General features: G+C 61.3%; 17 protein-coding genes. 4 read left to right on the top strand and 13 right to left on the bottom strand.

All coding sequences use genetic code 11. From position 1 onward, the window contains the following. Nucleotides 1-139 precede the first annotated feature (139 nt). The 3 genes from B9N88_RS13590 to B9N88_RS13580 all read right to left on the bottom strand — a co-directional run bounded on the left by B9N88_RS13590 (nucleotide 140) and on the right by B9N88_RS13580 (nucleotide 2,364). The gene (locus tag B9N88_RS13590; RefSeq protein ID WP_027605024.1) at nucleotides 140-907 is read right to left on the bottom strand and encodes a fimbrial biogenesis chaperone; all 768 of its coding nucleotides are present in this window, start codon (nucleotides 905-907) and stop codon (nucleotides 140-142) included. A gap of 8 nt (nucleotides 908-915) precedes the next feature. Beyond that, a complete protein-coding gene (locus tag B9N88_RS13585; RefSeq protein WP_223841667.1) occupies nucleotides 916-1,683 on the bottom strand; it encodes a fimbrial biogenesis chaperone in 768 nt (255 codons plus the stop codon). Nucleotides 1,684-1,782: 99 nt separating this feature from the next. Continuing rightward, complete coding sequence (locus B9N88_RS13580) at nucleotides 1,783-2,364, bottom strand: fimbrial protein (protein WP_027605022.1); 582 nt, start codon at nucleotides 2,362-2,364, stop codon at nucleotides 1,783-1,785. A gap of 370 nt (nucleotides 2,365-2,734) precedes the next feature. Between B9N88_RS13580 and B9N88_RS13575 the strand changes: the two genes are divergently transcribed. Further along, nucleotides 2,735-3,397, top strand: coding sequence for a response regulator transcription factor (locus tag B9N88_RS13575; RefSeq protein ID WP_043293466.1), 663 nt, complete (start codon nucleotides 2,735-2,737; stop codon nucleotides 3,395-3,397). Nucleotides 3,398-3,435: 38 nt separating this feature from the next. Here B9N88_RS13575 and B9N88_RS13570 read toward each other — a convergent pair whose 3' ends face one another. The 10 genes from B9N88_RS13570 to B9N88_RS13525 all read right to left on the bottom strand — a co-directional run bounded on the left by B9N88_RS13570 (nucleotide 3,436) and on the right by B9N88_RS13525 (nucleotide 16,227). Then, the gene (locus tag B9N88_RS13570; RefSeq protein ID WP_027605020.1) at nucleotides 3,436-4,056 is read right to left on the bottom strand and encodes a TetR/AcrR family transcriptional regulator; all 621 of its coding nucleotides are present in this window, start codon (nucleotides 4,054-4,056) and stop codon (nucleotides 3,436-3,438) included. A 27-nt stretch (nucleotides 4,057-4,083) separates the two neighbouring features. Continuing rightward, nucleotides 4,084-5,766, bottom strand: a complete 1,683-nt coding sequence (gene phaC, locus B9N88_RS13565; RefSeq protein WP_027605019.1) for a class II poly(R)-hydroxyalkanoic acid synthase — start codon at nucleotides 5,764-5,766, stop codon at nucleotides 4,084-4,086. Between the two features lie 88 nt (nucleotides 5,767-5,854). Further along, a complete protein-coding gene (gene phaZ, locus B9N88_RS13560; RefSeq protein WP_027605018.1) occupies nucleotides 5,855-6,700 on the bottom strand; it encodes a poly(3-hydroxyalkanoate) depolymerase in 846 nt (281 codons plus the stop codon). Nucleotides 6,701-6,837: 137 nt separating this feature from the next. Then, nucleotides 6,838-8,517, bottom strand: a complete 1,680-nt coding sequence (phaC, locus tag B9N88_RS13555) for a class II poly(R)-hydroxyalkanoic acid synthase (RefSeq protein ID WP_027605017.1) — start codon at nucleotides 8,515-8,517, stop codon at nucleotides 6,838-6,840. 249 nt (nucleotides 8,518-8,766) lie between these two features. After that, nucleotides 8,767-9,144 (bottom strand): gamma-butyrobetaine hydroxylase family protein, encoded by a 378-nt coding sequence (locus B9N88_RS13550; protein WP_027605016.1) that lies wholly within the window; start codon nucleotides 9,142-9,144, stop codon nucleotides 8,767-8,769. 149 nt (nucleotides 9,145-9,293) lie between these two features. Then, nucleotides 9,294-10,631 (bottom strand): ATP-dependent protease ATPase subunit HslU, encoded by a 1,338-nt coding sequence (hslU, locus tag B9N88_RS13545; protein ID WP_027605015.1) that lies wholly within the window; start codon nucleotides 10,629-10,631, stop codon nucleotides 9,294-9,296. A gap of 37 nt (nucleotides 10,632-10,668) precedes the next feature. Then, nucleotides 10,669-11,199 (bottom strand): ATP-dependent protease subunit HslV, encoded by a 531-nt coding sequence (gene hslV / locus B9N88_RS13540; protein ID WP_010563201.1) that lies wholly within the window; start codon nucleotides 11,197-11,199, stop codon nucleotides 10,669-10,671. Nucleotides 11,200-11,457: 258 nt separating this feature from the next. Further along, nucleotides 11,458-12,159, bottom strand: a complete 702-nt coding sequence (locus tag B9N88_RS13535; RefSeq protein ID WP_027605014.1) for an SPOR domain-containing protein — start codon at nucleotides 12,157-12,159, stop codon at nucleotides 11,458-11,460. Between the two features lies 1 nt (nucleotide 12,160). Beyond that, nucleotides 12,161-13,897, bottom strand: coding sequence for an arginine--tRNA ligase (gene argS, locus B9N88_RS13530; protein WP_027605013.1), 1,737 nt, complete (start codon nucleotides 13,895-13,897; stop codon nucleotides 12,161-12,163). Nucleotides 13,898-14,007: 110 nt separating this feature from the next. Continuing rightward, nucleotides 14,008-16,227 (bottom strand): primosomal protein N', encoded by a 2,220-nt coding sequence (locus B9N88_RS13525; RefSeq protein WP_027605012.1) that lies wholly within the window; start codon nucleotides 16,225-16,227, stop codon nucleotides 14,008-14,010. A 230-nt stretch (nucleotides 16,228-16,457) separates the two neighbouring features. Between B9N88_RS13525 and rpmE the strand changes: the two genes are divergently transcribed. From rpmE to B9N88_RS13510, 3 genes are all read left to right on the top strand, one after another. After that, nucleotides 16,458-16,691: a 50S ribosomal protein L31 gene (gene rpmE, locus B9N88_RS13520; RefSeq protein ID WP_005784030.1), complete on the top strand. Its 234-nt coding sequence runs from the start codon at nucleotides 16,458-16,460 to the stop codon at nucleotides 16,689-16,691. Between the two features lie 14 nt (nucleotides 16,692-16,705). After that, on the top strand, nucleotides 16,706-17,512 hold the full coding sequence (locus B9N88_RS13515; RefSeq protein WP_027605011.1) for a thermonuclease family protein: 807 nt from the start codon (nucleotides 16,706-16,708) through the stop codon (nucleotides 17,510-17,512). A gap of 181 nt (nucleotides 17,513-17,693) precedes the next feature. Beyond that, nucleotides 17,694-18,962: a malic enzyme-like NAD(P)-binding protein gene (locus tag B9N88_RS13510; protein WP_027605010.1), complete on the top strand. Its 1,269-nt coding sequence runs from the start codon at nucleotides 17,694-17,696 to the stop codon at nucleotides 18,960-18,962. Nucleotides 18,963-19,149: the final 187 nt, after the last annotated feature.

Below are 19,149 nucleotides of genomic sequence, written 5' to 3'. Positions count from 1 at the left end.
AGTTGTGGTCCGAATTGCGACAAAGCGCGGCCCTGTCCTGACGAACAAGTACTGAACGGACGTGTTTGATTTGTGCTGCGGCGGGTCAATCAACCTCGAGAGGCAGGGACTGGACCCTGATGAACTCAGGGTGGGGCGATCATGGCGACACCTTGGCGCTGTGCTGGATCGTGAGCCCGAAGTCGTCGAGCGTCTGGAACTCCACGGTCATCTCGGCCGTACGCAACGACGCAAGCCCTGCAATCTGGAAGTGGTTGCGGCTATCGGGCGCCACCATATTGTCTCCGCTCGATGCAGCGGATTTGCGCGCATGGCGCTGCCCCTTCGCGACCACTTCGATCTTGTCGAAATTCACGTAATAGGGGGTCGGGTTATAGACCTCCAGTGACGGGCCGTGCTCGGTGGTTACGCTGCGCCACTGCAATTTTTCCGGCGCGGCTTCGGCCGCAAAGGGCAGGCTGGGCGGTCGGAGAAACACCTTGATCCTGGAGCGGAAGGCAAGTTGCAACTGGTTGCCCTGGGCGGCATCTTCGGCCTGCGAAGGCACTTCGAGTAAGTTGAACCAGTACAGGCTTTCCTGCGCAGACGGCAGCGTTTCGCCGGTGTATGCCAGGCGCACGACGTGTTGCCGGCCTGGCTCGATACGAAAGATCGGCGGCGTGACAACAAAGGGGATTCCGCCGGCGTCCGGGGTAGAGTGCTCGTCACCCTTGTCCAGCCATGCCTGCATCAGGACGGGTACCTGATTCTTGCTTTCCAGCCTTACTGTGACTTCCTTGTCCTGTTGCGGATAGATGATCCGTGTGCTGCTGATCACAACGCTTGCCTGCGCCATGACGGGACAGATCAGTGCAAGCGTCAACAGGCTGAGTCTGGTTAGCCAATGTGAGATCAAAGTCGCGTTCATGCTGCGGGTTATCCTGCGGACGAAAGGGTGACAGCCGTCGTGTGCTGCACGCGGGCGCCAAAATCGCTGACGGAAACGAACTCGACCTTGGGGTTGCCGTTGGGACGAATACGCAACTGGGGCAATGCAAACAGTTTCATGTCTCCGGCCGGCAATAACAGACCGTCATTGGCCGCCTGGCTCGGCGCCTTGTTGAACCGTTTGCCTTCGCTCAGCAACGCGACCGATGCCAGCGAAATATGGTAGGGCGTGGGGTTGGTCGCTTGCAGGGCGAACCCATTGTCATGGGGGACCAGTTTCCACTGCAGTCTGGTTGCCGCGCTGCTGACGGGGTATGGCAACCCTTGTGGGCGCAGGAACACCCGCAAGCGAGTGCGAAACGACAATTCGATCTGGTTGTTTTGCGCGGCGTCGGCGGAAGTCGGCGGCACTTCGAATATGTTCAACCAGAACAGGCTTTCGCGATCAGTAGGCAACGGGGCGCCGGAATAACGCAGGCGCAATGCCTGTTGTTGGTGCGGTTCGATGCGAAACATCGGCGGTGAGAGGGTGAACGGAGTCCGCGCAGTCGCTGGTGTCGAGTTTCGGTCGCCCGTATCCAGCCAGGTCTGTACCAGTGCTGGGCGATCGCCTTTATTTTCCAGGCGCACAACCACTTCCTGCTGCTCAGCGGGGTAGATCACGCGTGTGCCATGGACAATGATGCCGGCATGGGCGTTGAGCGCGTGCAGCGATAGCAGCCCGAGGGCACAGGTGGCGAGAGCACGGCAGGCCATTCTTTTAATCATTTGAAGTCTCTTCGAGTCTGGGGGCGGACCCGCAATGCAATTGCAGGTCCCGGGCTTCGAGGTCTGCGTATGCAGACGTGTTGTCCCTTACTCGGCGTATTCGACCAGGAAGCCGACGCGTGTTTTCACCGTGCCTTCGGTTGCGGCGCCGCTGGCGTACATTTGGGCTGCCAGCGGGATAATGGCCTGGTTATCGGCGATCACGACGCCCTCGGATTTATCGGTGTAGACGTTGATCGGGGAGCCGTCGCGGTTAGTGACTTCGACCTGTACGTTCTTGGCATTGGTAGTGTCGGAAGGGTCGTCGTAGCCGTCGATGTTCAAGCGCCCGGTCGCCACGTCAATGGCCGGGCTGGTTGGGTCGAACGCCACCATGGCGGTGCGGCCGTTGGTGCAACTGCCTTCGCCGGGCCCGCCAATGCGAATGGTGAAACCGGTGAGGTTGGCGCGACTGCCAGCGGTTGCCAGGCGTGAAGCAGAGACGCCGCCCAGGTTGACGTCTTTGACCACTGCGCCTGTGCCAGGTGCGGCACCCTCGACGGTGCAGGTCACATCGGTCACCAACCCCGTGAAGTTGATGACCCCGTCGTTGGTGGCGAATGCGGGCCGTGATAACGCAGCTGTCAGGGCAAGAAGTGTTGCAGCGGTGGAGATAGCGGTAAATTTCATGATGATTCCGGTCGTGATTTTAATAAACGAGAGCCGCCACAGGTAAAAAGCAGCACCTGTAGTTCGTTTCGAACTAGTCTCTAATGGCGGTTATATAATTTGGCGTGCAGTGCCAGATGGCATCTATAGTGAAGTGGCGAGTTTTATCTCGTGATAGTTCGAAAAATAATCGGGTTAACTTAGGAATTGTCTGTAGTACTGGGAATTATCTGTAGGATGTTGCTGAAGGGGTAACGCTTATTGCCCCGCTATGTTGATCCCTTGATGGGGCAGGGTATACCGTGCTCGCAGCAGCGAATAATGTTGCGGTGTTGTATTTACTTATGCGGGTTTATTTATGCCTACTTCAATATCCACTACGTATACCGTCATGCTGCTAGATGACCATGCGATGCTTCGGCAGGGGATCGAGTTGGGGTTGAGCAACGAGGCCGACCTCCATGTGGTCGGCTCTTTCGGGACGGCCAAGGAATTACTGGAAGCCCTTGCGCGGCGCCCGGCGGATGTGGTGGTAATGGACTTCATCCTGGCCCCTTCGGACAACGATGGCCTGAGTCTTATACAAGCGCTGAACCGGCGCTTCAGCCAGTGCCGGCCGTTGATTGTCTGTTCGCATTACACGCCCGCTACCGTATCACTGTCGCTGAAGGCTGGCTGTTGGGGAATCCTGGGTAAAACCCAGAACCTGACGGAGTTGATCACGGCTATTCGAACCGTCGCCCAAGGTCGAATTTATCTGCAGCCTTGCATGGTGCCTGCTTTGCAGGGCATGCAATCAATGCTGGAAGTCGTGAGTATGAAGTCGAAAATGGACTATGCAACGCCGTTGCGCTTGAACGCCTGTCTTACGCCTAAAGAACAGGAGGTGCTGCGATGTTTTCTGGATGGAATGTCGGTGAATTCGATTGCCGCAAAGTTTTCACGCAGTGCGAGTACGATCAGTACGCAGAAACAATCGGCTTATAGAAAATTGGGAATCAAGAATGACAGTGAGTTATTCAAGTTTACCCAGCAATTCGGGGAGTTTGAATGATTCGGCTCAACTGTCAGCCGCAGATTTCCGGATAATGCTTAAACATGATCGTCCAGATAGCGCAGCGCCAATCGCTCCGTGGCCTGCCGCGCCGCAGGTAGCAGATGCGGCGCCACCAGCATCATGACCTGATACACCACCACCCGCACCTCGCCCTCACGGTCGAGAATGCGTTGGTAGTCCAGGGAGAACAGCAGGGTCATGGTGATCTGCTCCACCAACTGGCCCAGCGCCTGGGTGTCACTGACCAGTTGCCCGTCCGCCTTCAGGCGCGCCAGCAAGGACGCGAGGGTGCGCTTGAGTGCGGTCAGCAGGTTGCGAATGCCCTTGGCCAGTTTCGGCAGGCGCCCCGCCAGGTTCGACAGGTCCTGGAACAAAAACCGGTATTGGGCCATGCGTTCGATGATCAGGTGCAGGAACAGCCAGTAATCCTGGGCCTGCAGTTGCGCGTCCGCCGGTGGGTCGAGCAGCGGCGCCAATTCGCCCTGGAAGCGCTCGAACAACCCCAGCACCAGCGGTTCCTTGCCATGGAAGTGGTAGTAGAGGTTGCCGGGGCTGATCCCCATTTCATTGGCCACCTCCATGGTCGACACGTTCGGCTCGCCCTTCTGGTTGAACAACTGCAAGGCACATTCAAGGATACGGTCGCGGGTCTTCATCCAGTCTTCTTAATCTGATCGTTGAGCTCAGCGCACTCGCACATAGGTGCCGGGCGCCGCTTCCATGGGTGGGTAATTCTGGTTGCCCAGGGCGGTGAGGGTTTCGCGCTGTACGCCCGAGCGCTGCTGGATCCACGCCAGCCACTGCGGCCACCAACTGCCCTCGACGTGGTTGGCGTCGTAGTACCAGGCACGCGGGTCGCTGCTCAGCTTGGGATTTTCGACGTAGTTGGCCTTGGGGTTGCCCGGCGGGTTGAGGATGCTCTGGATATGCCCGCTGTTGGACAGCACGAAGCGCCGCTCGCCACCGAGCAATTGCGTGGAGCGATACACCGCGTCCCACGGCGTGATGTGGTCGTTGATCCCGGCCACGCTGAAGCTGTCCACCGTGACCTTCTGCAGGTCGATGGGCGTGCCGCACACTTCCAGGCCGCCGGGATGGCTCAGCGGGTTGTGCTTGAAGAAATCGAGCAGGTCGCCATGCAGTGCGGCGGGCAGGCGCGTGTTGTCGTTGTTCCAGTACAAAATGTCGAAGGCCGGCGGTTCCTTGCCCAGCAGGTAATTGTTGATCCAGTAGTTCCAGATCAGGTCGTTGGGACGCATCCAGGCGAACACCTTGGCCATGTCGCGGCCGTCCAGCACGCCTTGCTGGTAGGAACGACGCTTGGCGGCTTCCAGGGTTTGCTCATCGGCGAACAGCATGGCGGGGCTGTCGATCTGGCTGTCCAGCAGGCTCACCAGGTAGCTGGCGCTGGAGATGCGGCGCAGCTGGCGCTTGGCTTGCAAGTGGCCTTGCAGGGCGGCGATGGTCAGGCCACCGGCGCAGGCGCCCATCAGGTTGACCTCGCGGGCACCGGTGATGGCCCGGCAGACGTTGAGTGCTTCCTCCAGCGCCGCCACATAGGTGGACAGGCCCCATTCGCGGTGGCGCACGTCCGGGTTGCGCCAACTGACCATGAAGGTCTGCAGGCCGTTCTTGAGGGCGTACTGCACGAAGCTGTTGGCCGGGCTCAAGTCGAAGATGTAGTACTTGTTGATTTGCGGCGGCACGATCAGCAGCGGCCTGGCGTACTGTTTTTCGCTCATGGGCTTGTATTGGATCAACTCAAGCAGCTCATTGCGAAATACCACCGAGCCTGGGGTGGTGGCCACGGTCTTGCCGACTTCAAAGGCCTGTTTGCTCACTTGGCGCGGCAGGCCGTTGTTGTGCAGCAGGTCGTCGAACAGGTTGCTCACGCCGCGCACCACACTGTTGCCGCCGGAGTTGAGCAGCTCCTTGACGGCCAGCGGGTTGAGCAGGGTGTTGGAGGGCGACACGGCGTCGTTGATCAAGGCGAAGGCAAAGTGCGCGCGGGCGCGGTCGTCGTCACTCAGTGAGCTGTCATCGATCCACTGGCGGGTCTGCTTCTGCCAGCTCAAATAGGCTTGCAGGCTGCGTCGGTAGAACGGGTTGAGCGTCCAGGTCGGGTCGCTGAAGCGGCTGTCCCGTGGGTTGGGCTCGTGCACGGTCTCACCCAGCAGCACACGACCCAGTTGACCGCCCAGGGCCAGGGCGTGACGGGCGGTATGCACCGGGTTGCGCCAGCCGTGGGCGGCAACGCTGCGTAAGGTCGACAGCAAATCCCGACCGCGCAGGCCGGTGATCGCGTTTTGTGCGTTGATGAACGCGGCAGGGGTGGGCGCCGGGTTCGTCACGGGTCTTTCTCGCATGAGCCAACACTCCTTCGTCAAGCCATCAACAGGCACGCCAATTCAGAACCATAGTCGGTTCTCGGCAAGTTGCGCGGCGGTGTGGTCCTTACACCGCAGGTCGCGGGTGAATCACGGCCCGCATGCGCTCCTCCTCGAGAAACTTCATGATGATCGGCGCCACGGCTTCAGCCCGGGTGATCAGGAACAGGTGGCCGTCATCGATGATGTGCAACTGTGCGTTGGGAATGCGCCAGGCCAGCATGCGCATGTTGACCAGCGGGATCAGCGGGTCGTCGTCCCCGGCCAGCACCAGGGTCGGCTGGCGGATCTTGTGCAGCCAGTGGATGCTGGTCCAGCCCAACCCCGCGAAGAGTTGCCAGTAGTAGCCCAGCTTGCCGGCCGAGCGCACTTTGCTCGCGTGCTCGGCCGCCAGTTTCGAATCGCGGCGGAACGAACCGCCATAGATCATCGGTGCGATGCGCACCACGTGGGACGGTTGGATGTAGCGCCGGGGGCTGGCCATCAGCCACAGCACCTTCGGCTTGCCTGGCACCATAAAGGCACCGGCCGCGGTCGCCGCCAGGATCAGCTTCTTGCAGCGCTCCGGGTAGTCGTAGGCAAACTGCTGTGCCAAGGCGCCACCCCAGGACACGCCTACCGCATTCACCTGGCCATAGTCCAGGTAATCCAGCATGCGTGCAGTGAGCTTGGCCAGGCCGGGAAAACGATAAGGCCGGTTGGGCGTCGAGGAGCCACCCACGCCCGGCACATCGAAGGCGATCACTTCCAGGTCCGGGTCCAGGGCCTGGACGAACGGAAACACCAGCTCAAGGTTGGCGCCGATGCCGTTGAAGATCAGCAGTGGCGTCAAGTGGGGCTTGCCCGGGCGTACCGCCGTGCGGATGGTCTGGCCATCCAGGTCGATGGTACGAAAGATGAACGGTTGCGGCATGCTCAAGCCCTGTGAGATGTGACGGTTGGAATGCAGGCCAACGGTGGGAGGGGGCTTGCCCCCGATTGCAATTGATCAGATGGCTGACACACGGCCATCGGGAGCAAGCCCCCTCCCACATTTGAACGCATTTCAATTCAGCGTTCGTGTACGTAAGTCCCGGGGGCTGCTTCCGCTGCGGCATAGGTCTTGTTACCCAAAGTCGTCGGTGCCTTCTTCAGCTTGCCCGCCCGTTCCGCTTGCCACGCCTGCCAATGCAGCCACCACGAGTCAGTATGCTTGGTCGCATTCTCCTGCCACTCCAGTGGCTTGCCCGCCAGGCTGTCGCTGGTCTGGTAGCGCGCCTTGGGGTTGCCGGGCGGGTTGAGGATGCTCTGGATATGCCCGCTGCTGGAGAGTACGAATTCCACCTTGCCGCCAAACAGCTGGGCCGACTTGTAGCACGACTGCCAGGGCGTGATGTGGTCGTTGGTGCCGGCCAGTGAATAGATATCGGCCGTGACCTGCTTGAGGTCGATGGGCGTGCCGCACACTTCCAGGGCATTGGCGCGCACGAGTGGGTTGTTTTTGAACAGTTCGATCAGGTCGCCGTGGAAGGCAGCCGGCAAGCGCGTGGTGTCGTTGTTCCAGAACAGGATGTCGAACACCGGCGGCTCATTGCCCAGCAGGTAGTTGTTGACCCAGTAGTTCCAGATCAGGTCGTTGGGGCGCATCCAGGCGAACACCTTGGCCATGTCGCGGCCTTCCAGTACACCGGCCTGGTAGGAGTGGCGCTTGGCCGCTTCCAGGGTCTGCTCATCTACGAACAGCGCTACCTGGGTGTCCAGGGTGGTGTCCAGCACGCTCACCAGCAGGGTCAGGGCGTTGACCTTCTTCTCCCCCAGCGCCGCGTAGTGGCCCAGCAGGGCGGTGCAGGTGATGCCGCCGGAGCAGGCGCCGAGCATATTCACGTCTTTGCTGCCGGTGATCGCGGTGACCACGTCGACCGCTTCCTTGAGCGCCTCGATATAGGTCGACAGGCCCCATTCGCGCTGGGCCTTGGTCGGGTTGCGCCAACTGACGATAAAGGTCTGCTGCCCATTGCGCAGGCAGAAGCGCGCCAGGCTCTTTTCCGGGCTCAGGTCGAATACATAGAATTTGTTGATCTGCGGCGGTACCACCAGCAACGGGCGTTCGTGCACCTGTTCGGTGATCGGCTTGTACTGGATCAACTCCAGCACGTCGTTGCGAAATACCACCGCCCCTTCGGTGATGCCCAGGGTCTTGCCCACTTCAAACGCGCCCATGTTGACCTGGCTCGGCATGCCGCCGTTGTGCACCATGTCCTTGGCCAGGTGTGACAGGCCGTCGAGCAGGCTCTTGCCGCCGGTTTCAAAGAAGCGTTTGACCGCCGCCGGGTTGGCCGCGCTGTTGGTAGGGGCCATGGCTTCGGTCATCAGGTTGATCACGAAGTGGCCGCGGCTGATGTCCTGTTCCGACAGGTTACTGTCGCCGATCCAGTCGTGCAGTTCCTTGCGCCACGCCAGGTAGGTTTGCAGGTAGCGTTTGTAGAGCGGGTTCTGGCTCCAGGCTGGGTCGTGGAAGCGACGGTCATCGCTTTCGGGCTGCAGCTGCGATTTGCCGAACATCACGTTCTTCAATTCAACGCCAAAATGGGCGACGTGCTTGACGCTGTGCAACGGTTGCTTGATGGCTTGGGTCAGCACCATCTTGGCCGAGGCCAGTAAATCCTTTTTACGTAACGCGATGATCGGGTTGAGCCCCAGGGTGTTTTCCGAGGCCTGGCGTTTCAAGTCATCGTTGTTCTTGTTACTCATCTACGACGCTCCATTGTCCGAAAGACGAGTACCGGGTACCGCTGCGCACCAGGTTTCGATACACAACACAAGCCAGGTACTGCGACTCGGGTGACCGTTGATACCGCATCGTCAAATGCAGGGAACTTGCCAGTTCCATTGGTTACCCGAGTTTAATTTTTTTCGCAAGCGGGCCAATCGTTGGCCACGCGACAGGGCATTCAAGCAGATGAAATTAGAAAATGCCCTCTAAAGAGCAAGAAGCCTGGACTAGAGCATCAGCCGCACGACCGACTCGCTCGGATCACGGGTTTTGCCGGCTGCCTTGAGCTCGGCGAGATAATCGGCCCACAACGCGTCCTGACGCACGGCCAATTGGTAGAGGTAGTCCCAGGTGAACAGTCCGCTGTCATGTCCGTCGTCGAAGGTCAATTTCAGTGCGTACTGGCCGGCTGGTTCGATCTTGGTCAGGCGCACGTTGAGCTTGCCGAATTGCAGGATGGGCTTGCCGTGGCCCTGGACCTCGGCGGAAGGCGAATGCACCCGCAGCAGTTCGGCGGGCAACTGGTAGACCTCGTCGGGCCCATAGGTGAGGCCGAGGGTGTTGGAGGTTTTGTGCAGGTTTACAGCGGTAGGAAACTTGGCCATATGAGGTGCTCTTGAATAAACCGGCTTAAAAATGTGGGAGGGGGCTTACCCCCGATTGCAGTGGGTCAGCTATAGATAAGCTGACTGATCCACCGCTATCGGGGGCAAGCCCCCTCCCACATTTGAAGCAAAGCAGTTCTGTGTGAGGCTTACAGAATATACCGCGACAAGTCCTCGTTCTGCGCCAATTCGCCCAGGTGGCTGTTGACGTAGTCGGCGTCGATCTTGATCGCTACGCCATTCTGCGCCCCGGCCATGTCGCCGGCGCTGAAGGACACTTCCTCAAGCAGGCGCTCAAGCAAGGTGTGCAGGCGGCGCGCACCGATGTTCTCGGTCTTCTCGTTGACCTGCCAGGCAATCTCCGCCAGGCGCTTGATACCGTCCGGCAGGAACTCGATGCCCAGCCCTTCGGTTTTCAGCAGCTCACGGTACTGCTCGGTGAGCGACGCATGGGGTTCGCTGAGGATGCGCTCGAAGTCGCCGGGGGTCAGCGCCTTCAGCTCTACGCGAATCGGCAGCCGGCCTTGCAGCTCGGGCACCAGGTCGCTTGGCTTGCTCAGGTGGAACGCACCCGAAGCGATAAACAGGATGTGGTCGGTCTTGACCATGCCCAGCTTGGTATTGACGGTGCAGCCTTCGATCAGCGGCAGCAGGTCGCGCTGCACACCTTCGCGGGATACATCGACGCCGCCGGAGTTGCCGCGCTTGGCGACCTTGTCGATCTCGTCGATAAACACGATGCCATGCTGCTCAACGGCTTCCAGGGCCTTGGCCTTGAGCTCTTCGTCGTTGACCAGGCGTCCCGCTTCTTCATCGCGTACCAGCTTCAGCGCGTCCTTGACCTTGAGCTTGCGGCTTTTCTTCTTGCCCTTGCCCATGTTGGCGAACAGATTCTGCAACTGGCTGGTCATTTCTTCCATGCCAGGCGGTGCGGAGATGTCGACGCCAGAGACTTCAGCGACTTCGATCTCGATTTCCTTGTCGTCCAACTGGCCTTCACGCAGGCGCTTGCGGAACAGCTGGCGGGTGTTGGAATCCGAGGCCGGTGCGGCATCTTCGTTGAAGCCCATGCGCGCCGGTGGCAGCAGGGCGTCGAGGATGCGTTCTTCGGCGGCGTCTTCGGCGCGGTGGCTGACCTTGGTCATTTCCTGCTCGCGCAGCAGCTTCAGGGCAGCGTCGGCCAGATCACGAATGATCGACTCGACATCGCGGCCCACATAGCCGACTTCGGTGAACTTGGTCGCTTCGACCTTGATGAACGGCGCGTTGGCCAGCTTGGCCAGGCGTCGCGCGATCTCGGTTTTACCGACGCCGGTCGGGCCGATCATCAGGATGTTCTTCGGTGTTACTTCAACGCGCAATTCTTCGGGCAGTTGCATCCGGCGCCAGCGGTTACGCAGCGCGATGGCAACGGCGCGCTTGGCATCGTCCTGGCCGATGATATGGCGATTGAGTTCATGGACGATTTCGCGGGGAGTCATGGACATAGTGTTTGGCGGCCTCAAGCGGGAATAAGCCTGTGGCTTACTCGGCGAGGTCCTGCTCCTCAATGGTGAAGTTGTGGTTGGTGAACACGCAGATATCGCCGGCGATGCCCAGGGCGGTCTCGACGATTTCGCGGGCCGACAGGTCGGTTTTCTTCAACAGTGCGCTGGCTGCGGCTTGTGCATACCCGCCGCCGGAGCCCATGGCGATCAGGCCATGTTCAGGTTCAACCACATCGCCGTTACCGGTGATGATCAGGGACGCATCTTTGTTGGCGACGGCCAGCATGGCTTCCAGGCGGCTGAGGGAGCGGTCGGTGCGCCATTCCTTGGCGAGTTCGACCGCGGCGCGTACGAGGTGGCCCTGGTGTTTTTCCAGCTGGCCTTCGAAACGCTCGAAGAGGGTGAAGGCGTCGGCGGTTGCACCGGCAAAACCGGCGAGGACCTGGCCGTGATACAGGCGACGCACTTTTTTCGCATTGCCTTTCATCACGGTATTGCCCAGGGAAACCTGGCCGTCGCCGCCCATGACGACTTTGCCGTGGCGACGTACTGAAACGATGGTGGTCAAGGGGAGAGTCTCCACGCAGCGGGGCGAAAATGCCCTGATGGAAACTCATATGGGGGTGGCGGGGGGGATTTCAACCATGGGGGTTTATGGCGGACGAGTGGTGTTTATCGGTCTGACACCCATTTCAGAGCGCTGCAAAAGCAACTGTGTGAGGGGGCTTGCCCCCGATGGCGGTGTATCAGTCGCCGAAAATATTGACTGAACTGCCGCTATCGGGGGCAAGCCCCCGCCCACATTTTTATCGAAGTTGAGCCCGAATCAGCGGCTCTGGCGCTGTTGTAACAACAGGTTGCTAAACCCGGCGCCGGCCAATTGCTTCTGCGCCACGGTGAGCTGTTCGCGGTTGCTGAACGGCCCCACCAGCACGCGATACCAAGTCGCGTCCTTCACCGTGCCGGACTCCACCGTCACCGTCTGGCCCAACAGAATGATCTGCGCACGCACGCGATCCGCATCGGCCTGCTTCGGGAACGAGCCCGCCTGCAGGAAGAACTTGGTCACCGGCGCGGCCTTGGTTTCGGCAACCGGTGGTGCTGGTGGCGGAGTAATCCCGGCCAACGCCGCCTGGGCCCGGGCGGTATCGATTTTCGCGGCTTCTGCCGGGGTTACCGGGGTGGTCGGCACTTGCGGCGTCGGCAGGGTTTTCTCCGGCACGGCGTCAGGCGGCACGATCACTTCCGATTCCGGCAGCAGCGTATAGAAGTCGTACTTCGGCTTTACCGGTGCTGTCGGGCTCGGTGCAGTCTTGTTGGCTTCGGCCATTTTCGTGGCCTTCTGCTGCTCCTGCTTGACCCGTTTGACGTCATCGCCCTGGCCTGGGTCCAGCTTCATCAGGAACACGATAAACGCGCCGACCGTGAGGCCGATGGCCATCCACAACCAGCCTGGGATCGGCTTCTTCGCCGGGGCCTGGTAGCGGCTGGCGCCGCGCTTGGGTGCAGGTTTTTTCTTGGCAGCCAACTTACATACGCTCCAGAGTTTCCAGGCCCAACAGTTCCAGGCCTTGCTTGAGGGTCCGTCCAGCCAGTGCGGCGAGGCGCAGGCGACTTTGCTTCTGGGCTTCGTCGTCGGCGGTGAGGATCGGGCAGTTCTCGTAGAAGCTGGAGAACAACCCGGCGACTTCGTACAGGTAGGTGCACAGGATATGCGGCGTGCCTTTCTCGCCGACGCTGTTCAGTACTTCGCCGAATTGCGCCAGCTTGGCGGCCAGCTCCTGTTCATGGGGCGCGTCCAGCACGATGCGGCCTTCGACTTCGCTGAAGTCCTTGCCCAGCTTGCGGAACACACCGGCCACGCGGGTGTAGGCGTACAGCAGGTACGGCGCGGTGTTGCCCTCGAAGTTGAGCATCAGTTCGAAGTTGAAGCTGTAGTCGCTGGTGCGGTGCTTGGACAGGTCGGCGTATTTCACCGCGCCAATCCCCACCACGCGGGCAATATTGCGCAGGTCGGCCTCGGCCAGCTCCGGGTTCTTTTCCTTCACCAGGTTGTAGGCGCGGTCCTGGGCTTCGTTGAGCAGGTCGATCAGCTTGACGGTGCCGCCATCGCGGGTCTTGAACGGGCGGCCATCGGCGCCGTTCATGGTGCCGAAGCCCATGTGCTCCATGTGCATCGGATGGGTGACGAAACCGGCGCGACGTGCCACTTCGAACACCTGCTGGAAGTGCAGGGCCTGGCGCTGGTCGACGAAATACAGCGCACGGTCGGCCTTGAGCACGCCGCTGCGGTAGCGCACGGCCGCGAGGTCGGTGGTGGCGTAGAGGTAGCCGCCATCGGCCTTGACGATGATCACCGGCAGCGGCTCGCCGTCGGCGGTCTTGAATTCTTCGAGGAACACGCACTGCGCGCCGTTGCTCTCGACCAGCAGGCCCTTGGCCTTGAGGTCGTTGACCACGTTGATCAGGTCGTCGTTGTAGGCGCTTTCGCCCATCACGTCGGCCATGGTCAGCTTGACGTTGAGCAACTCGTAGATTTCCTGGCAGTGGGACAGCGAGATCTCGCGGAAGCGGCCCCACAGTTCCAGGCATTCCTTGTCGCCGGCTTGCAGCTTGACCACCAGGCCGCGGGCGCGATCGGCGAACTCTTCGGATTCGTCGAAACGCTTCTTGGCGGCGCGGTAGAAGTTCTCCAGGTCCGACAGCTCGTTGCTGGTGATCGGGTTTTCCTGCAGGTAGGCCATCAGCATGCCGAACTGGGTGCCCCAGTCGCCTACGTGGTTCTGGCGGATCACGGTGTCGCCGAGAAACTCCAGGACCCGGGCCACGCCGTCGCCGATGATGGTCGAGCGCAGGTGACCGACATGCATCTCCTTGGCCAGGTTGGGCGCCGACAGGTCGATGGCCACGCGCTGAGCCGGGCCGGCCTTGCGTACGCCGATCCTGGCGTCGGCCAGGGCCGCATCCAGGCGTGAAGCCAGGGCCTGGGTGTTCTGGAAGAAGTTGATAAAGCCCGGGCCGGCGATTTCGGCCTTGGTAACGCTCTCGTCGGCAGGCAGCGCGGCGATGATTTTTTCCGCCAGGTCGCGCGGCTTCATGCCGGCCGGCTTGGACAGCATCATCGCGATGTTGCTGGCGAAGTCGCCGTGGGTCTTGTCGCGGGTGTTTTCCACCTGGATCGCCGGCGTCAGGCCTTCAGGCAACACACCTTCGTTGACGAGTTGGGTGAGGGCTTGTTGGATCAGCTGGCGAATGGTGTCTTTCATGGTGTTCTCTTTCGACCGCAAGCGGCGGCGCGCGATGCGCAGGTGGAAAAACTGGGCATTATCCGTGGCGAGGGCGGGCTTGCCAACCTTCGCAGGACCTATGGCCAGGCTTAATACAAATCTACCGGGTCTACATCCAACGACCATCGCACCTGGCGGCCACTGGGCATTTGCTCCAGCGCAAGTAACCAGCTACTTAATAGGCGATGCAACGGTGCGCGGGACGTGGCCTGCAAGAGTAGCTGGGCACGATAACGCCCGGCACGACGCTCCATGGGCGCGGGTACCGGGCCGAGCAATTCGATGCCGCTCAGCCCCAGCTCGCCGAGCAAGCGTTCGGCGGCGCTGCAGGCTTCATCCAGAAAACCCTCGGCCTGCCCCGGTTTATGGGCTTCGGCGCGCAACAGCGCGAGGTGCGCAAAGGGCGGCAGGCCGGCGGAGCGGCGTTCGCTCAGCGCCTGTTCGGCGAAGGCAAAGTAGCCTTGTTCGGTCAGTTGAATCAGCAACGGATGGTCGGCCAGGTGGGTCTGGATAATCACCTTGCCCGGCTCCTCGGCGCGCCCGGCACGCCCGGCGACCTGCACGATCAGCTGCGCCATGCGCTCGCTGGCGCGAAAGTCGCCGGAAAACAGGCCGCCGTCGGCATCTAGGATCGACACCAGGGTCACCCGGGGGAAGTGGTGCCCTTTGGCGAGCATCTGTGTGCCCACGAGGATGCACGGCTGGCCCTTCTGGATGGTGGCGAACAGCTGGTTCATGGCGTCCTTGCGCGAGGTGCTGTCGCGGTCGACCCGCAAAACCGGGTAGTCCGGGAACAGAATGCCCAGGCGCTCCTCGGCGCGCTCGGTGCCTGCGCCCACCGGACGCAGGTCGACCTTGCCGCACTGCGGGCAATGGCGCGGTACACGTTCCACATGGCCGCAATGGTGGCAACGCAGTTCGCCATGGCGCTGGTGCACGGTCATGCGCGCATCGCAACGCTCGCACTCGGACATCCAGCCGCAGTCATGGCACAGCAGCGTCGGCGCAAAGCCCCGGCGGTTGAGAAACACCAAGACCTGCTGGCCGGCCGCCAGGGTCTGGCCGATAGCTTGTTGCATCGGCCCGGAAATGCCGCTGTCCAGCGGCCGGCTTTTTACGTCCAGGCGCAGGAAGCGTGGTTGCTTGGCGCCGCCGGCGCGCTCGTTCAGGCGCAGCAGCCCGTAACGACCGGTGTAGGCGTTGTGCAGGCTTTCCAGGGAGGGTGTGGCCGAGCCCAGCACAATCGGGATGTCTTCCTGGCGCGCGCGCACCAGCGCCAGGTCGCGGGCGTGGTAGCGCAGGCCTTCCTGCTGTTTATAGGAGCCGTCGTGCTCCTCGTCGATGATGATCAGCCCGGGATTTTTCATCGGCGTGAACAGCGCCGAGCGGGTGCCGATAATAATGTCGGCTTCGCCATCCCGCGCCGCCAGCCACGACTCCAGGCGTTCACGGTCATTGACCGCCGAGTGCACCAGGGCGATGCGCGCATTGAAACGCTGCTCGAAGCGCGCCAGGGTCTGCGGGCCCAGGTTGATCTCGGGGATCAGCACCAGTGCCTGTTTGCCGGCCTGCAGGGTTTCGCGGATCAGCTGCAAATAGACTTCGGTCTTGCCGCTGCCGGTGACGCCCGCCAGCAGGAACGCATGGAAGCTGTCGAAACCTGCGCGAATCGCTTCATAGGCGGCGCGTTGTTCAGGGTTCAGCGGCAGTTCGGGCTGGGCCAGCCAGTGTTCGTGGCGCGGGTCGGGGGCGTGCCTGCGGATTTCCACCTGTACCAGGCCCTTGGCCAGCAACAGGTCGAGGCTGTCCTTGCTCAGCATCAGCTTGCTCAATAGCTGATGGGCGACGCCGTGGGGATGCTGGGCCAGGGTCGCCAGGGCTTCACGCTGGCGCGGGGCGCGGGCGATGCGCGGGTCGTCGAGGCGTGCGCCGGGCACCGTCGACCAGAAGCGCTCCTGGCGCGTTTCGGCCAGTTCGCCCTGGCGCAACAGCACCGGCAGTGCCCAGCTCAGCGTGTCACCGAGGCTGTGCTGGTAATACTGGGCGGTCCACAGGCACAGCTTGAACAGCGCGGGCGGCAACGGCGGGGTGGCATCGAGCAGGGCGATGGCCGGCTTGAGCTTCTCGGCCGGCACTTCACTGTGGTCGGCGACTTCCACCAGGATGCCGATCATCTCCCGACGGCCAAACGGCACGCGCACGCGCATGCCCGGCTGCAACTGCGCACGCAGCACACCGGCCGGGGCCCGGTAGTCGAACAGGCGGCGCAGGGGCGAGGGCAGGGCTAGGCGCAAAATGGCGTCGGGCACGCGAGAGGTCTCATCTATAAAGGCAGGCGGTGGCGCAGGGGCGGGAGCCTAGCAGACCGGGAGAGGCTTGGGGTAGCCGCCAGTTTTCTGATGAAAGGTGCTTTTATGTTGACACACGATGGGTGTCGCCGCTTGCGCGTTTAAAAAGGTCTGGTAGAATCCGCGGCCTAATTACGTGCGGTATTCGACAATAGTGTCGAGTGGCGGCACGCTAGCCCGAGGAAGTCACCATGAAAGCCGATATCCATCCAGCGTACGAAACCATCGAAGTAACCTGCAGCTGCGGCAACAAGTTCGAAACTCGCTCGAACCTGTGCAAGCCACTGGGTACTGACGTATGCAACGAGTGCCACCCGTTCTACACCGGTAAGCAGAAAACTCTGGACACCGGCGGCCGTGTACAGCGCTTCGCAGATCGCTTTGGTGCTTTCGGCAAGAAGCCTGCTGCTACTCCAGCAGAGTAAGGCTCAAAAGCCTTATGGGCTTTTGCCAGCTGTTGAAAAAGGCGTCCCTTGCGGGCGCCTTTTTTGTGCCTGCGATTTGGGTGACGGCCGTGCAGGCCGAGGTATTCTGCCCCGCGCCGGCAGCCCTGGCCCGCGTGGACGTGCAGCGGGTGGTGGATGGCGATACGGTGCGCCTCAAGGATGGCCGCAGTGTGCGGATGATCGGTATCAATGCCCCGGAAACCGGCAAGAAGGGGCGCGCCGACGAGCCTTTCGCGGTTGCCGCGCGCCAGCGCCTGCAGGCGTTGGTGGATGCCAGCGGTGGTCGTGTCGGCCTGGTGCCGGGGCGTGATCGCAAGGATCATTATGGCCGCACCCTGGCCCACCTCTATGGTGCCGACGGCGAGAACCTGGAGGCGCAGCTGTTGGCCGAGGGCCTGGGGTTCCAGGTCGGCGTGGCGCCGAATGTCGATCTCGTCACCTGTCAGCAGGCGGCTGAAAACAGCGCCCGTAACGCGCGCCTGGGCCTGTGGCGCCAATCGCCGGTACAGTCTGTGGCGCAGCTCAAACGCTCCGGGTTTGCCGTGGTCAGTGGCCGGGTCAGCCAGGTAAAGCGCAATCGTGGCGGTATCTGGATTGAAATGCAGGGATCACTGGTATTACGCATCGCCCCTGTTCTGGTCAGCCAATTCGATGCTGCCACGCTCAATGGTCTGCAAGGCCGCACTGTTGAGGCGCGGGGCTGGGTACAGGATCGCTCGCGACGCGGCGGGCTGAAAAAAGGTCAGGCGCGCTGGCTTCTGCCGTTGACCGATCCGGGCATGCTCAAATCGACGCCTTGAGAAAAAATTGTAGACATTTTTTAAGTCGATTGTGAACAGTTGAGCCCTTGTATCCCGTGGCTCTTGGCCGAAAGTCTTAGTGCAGGGCCCTTGACACCTGTGACTGCCCAGTCTTGTAGGGACTTTACGACACGAGTATCCTCGGCGGTCCGTCGACCAACAGTAAAAGCGGAATGCCGATATGTCTGATTTGAAAACTGCCGCTCTCGAATATCATGCCCATCCTCGTCCAGGAAAGCTGAGTGTAGAGCTCACCAAAGCCACCGCCACCGCCCGCGACCTGTCGCTGGCCTACAGCCCTGGCGTGGCCGAGCCCGTACGTGAAATCGCCCGCGACCCCGAACTGGCGTACAAGTACACCGGCAAAGGCAACCTGGTTGCAGTGATTTCCGATGGCACAGCGATTCTCGGCCTGGGTAACCTCGGCCCACTGGCCTCCAAGCCAGTCATGGAAGGTAAGGGCGTGCTGTTCAAGCGCTTCGCCGGCATCGACGTTTTCGATATCGAAGTCGACTCCGAGAGCCCGCAGGCTTTCATCGACACGGTCAAGCGCATTTCCATCACCTTCGGTGGCATCAATCTGGAAGACATCAAGGCACCTGAGTGCTTCGAGATCGAAAAGGCCCTGATCGAGCAGTGCGACATTCCGGTATTCCACGATGACCAGCACGGCACCGCGATCGTCACCGCGGCCGGCATGATCAACGCCCTGGAAATCGCCGGCAAGACCCTGGCTGACGCCAAGATCGTCTGCCTGGGCGCCGGCGCTGCGGCCATCTCCTGCATGAAGCTGATCGTCAGCATGGGCGCCAAGCTGGAAAACATCTATATGGTCGACAGCAAGGGCGTGATCCAGTCCGAGCGTACCGACCTGAACCAGTACAAGGCGATGTTTGCCCACCCGTCCTCCAAGCGTACCCTGGCTGACGCCCTGAACGGTGCCGACGTGTTCGTCGGCCTGTCCGGCCCGAACCTGCTGAGCGCTGAAGGCCTGAAGTCCATGGCGGCCAACCCGATCGTGTTCGCCTGCTCCAACCCTGATCCGGAAATCGCCCCGGAACTGGCCCACGCCACCCGCGACGACGTGATCATGGCCACCGGTCGTTCGGACTACCCGAACCAGGTCAACAACGTTTTGGGCTTCCCGTTCATCTTCCGTGGTGCCCTGGACGTTCGCGCCAAGCGCATCAACGAAGAGATGAAAGTGGCTGCCGCCAACGCCCTGCGTGAACTGGCCAAGCTGCCCGTGCCTCAGGACGTGTGCGACGCCTACGGTGGCGCCAAGCTGGAATTCGGTCGTGAGTACATCATCCCGAAACCAATGGATAAGCGCCTGATCACCCTGATCTCCGATGCCGTGGCCAAGGCCGCGATCGAGACCGGTGTGGCCACCCTGCCGTATCCGAAAAACTACCCGCTGCAAAGCGTGGATGATGTGTTCAACGGCTAAGCCGTTGTAGCGCACCAACAAAAAGCCCCGGCTCTCGCGAGTCGGGGCTTTTTGCTGTGTGGTAATTAACTCGGAGAACCGAATGTGGGAGGGGGCTTGCCCCCGATTGCAGTGGGTCAGCTACAGATAAACTGGCTGGTCCACCGCTATCGGGGGCAAGCCCCCTCCCACATTGGATCTGTGTTTA

The organism is Pseudomonas sp. LAMO17WK12:I1 (assembly GCF_900177315.1).
Lineage (GTDB): Bacteria > Pseudomonadota > Gammaproteobacteria > Pseudomonadales > Pseudomonadaceae > Aquipseudomonas > Aquipseudomonas marginalis.
The sequence above is the reverse complement of the archived record's forward strand: the minus strand, read 5'-3'. Positions and strand labels throughout refer to the sequence as shown.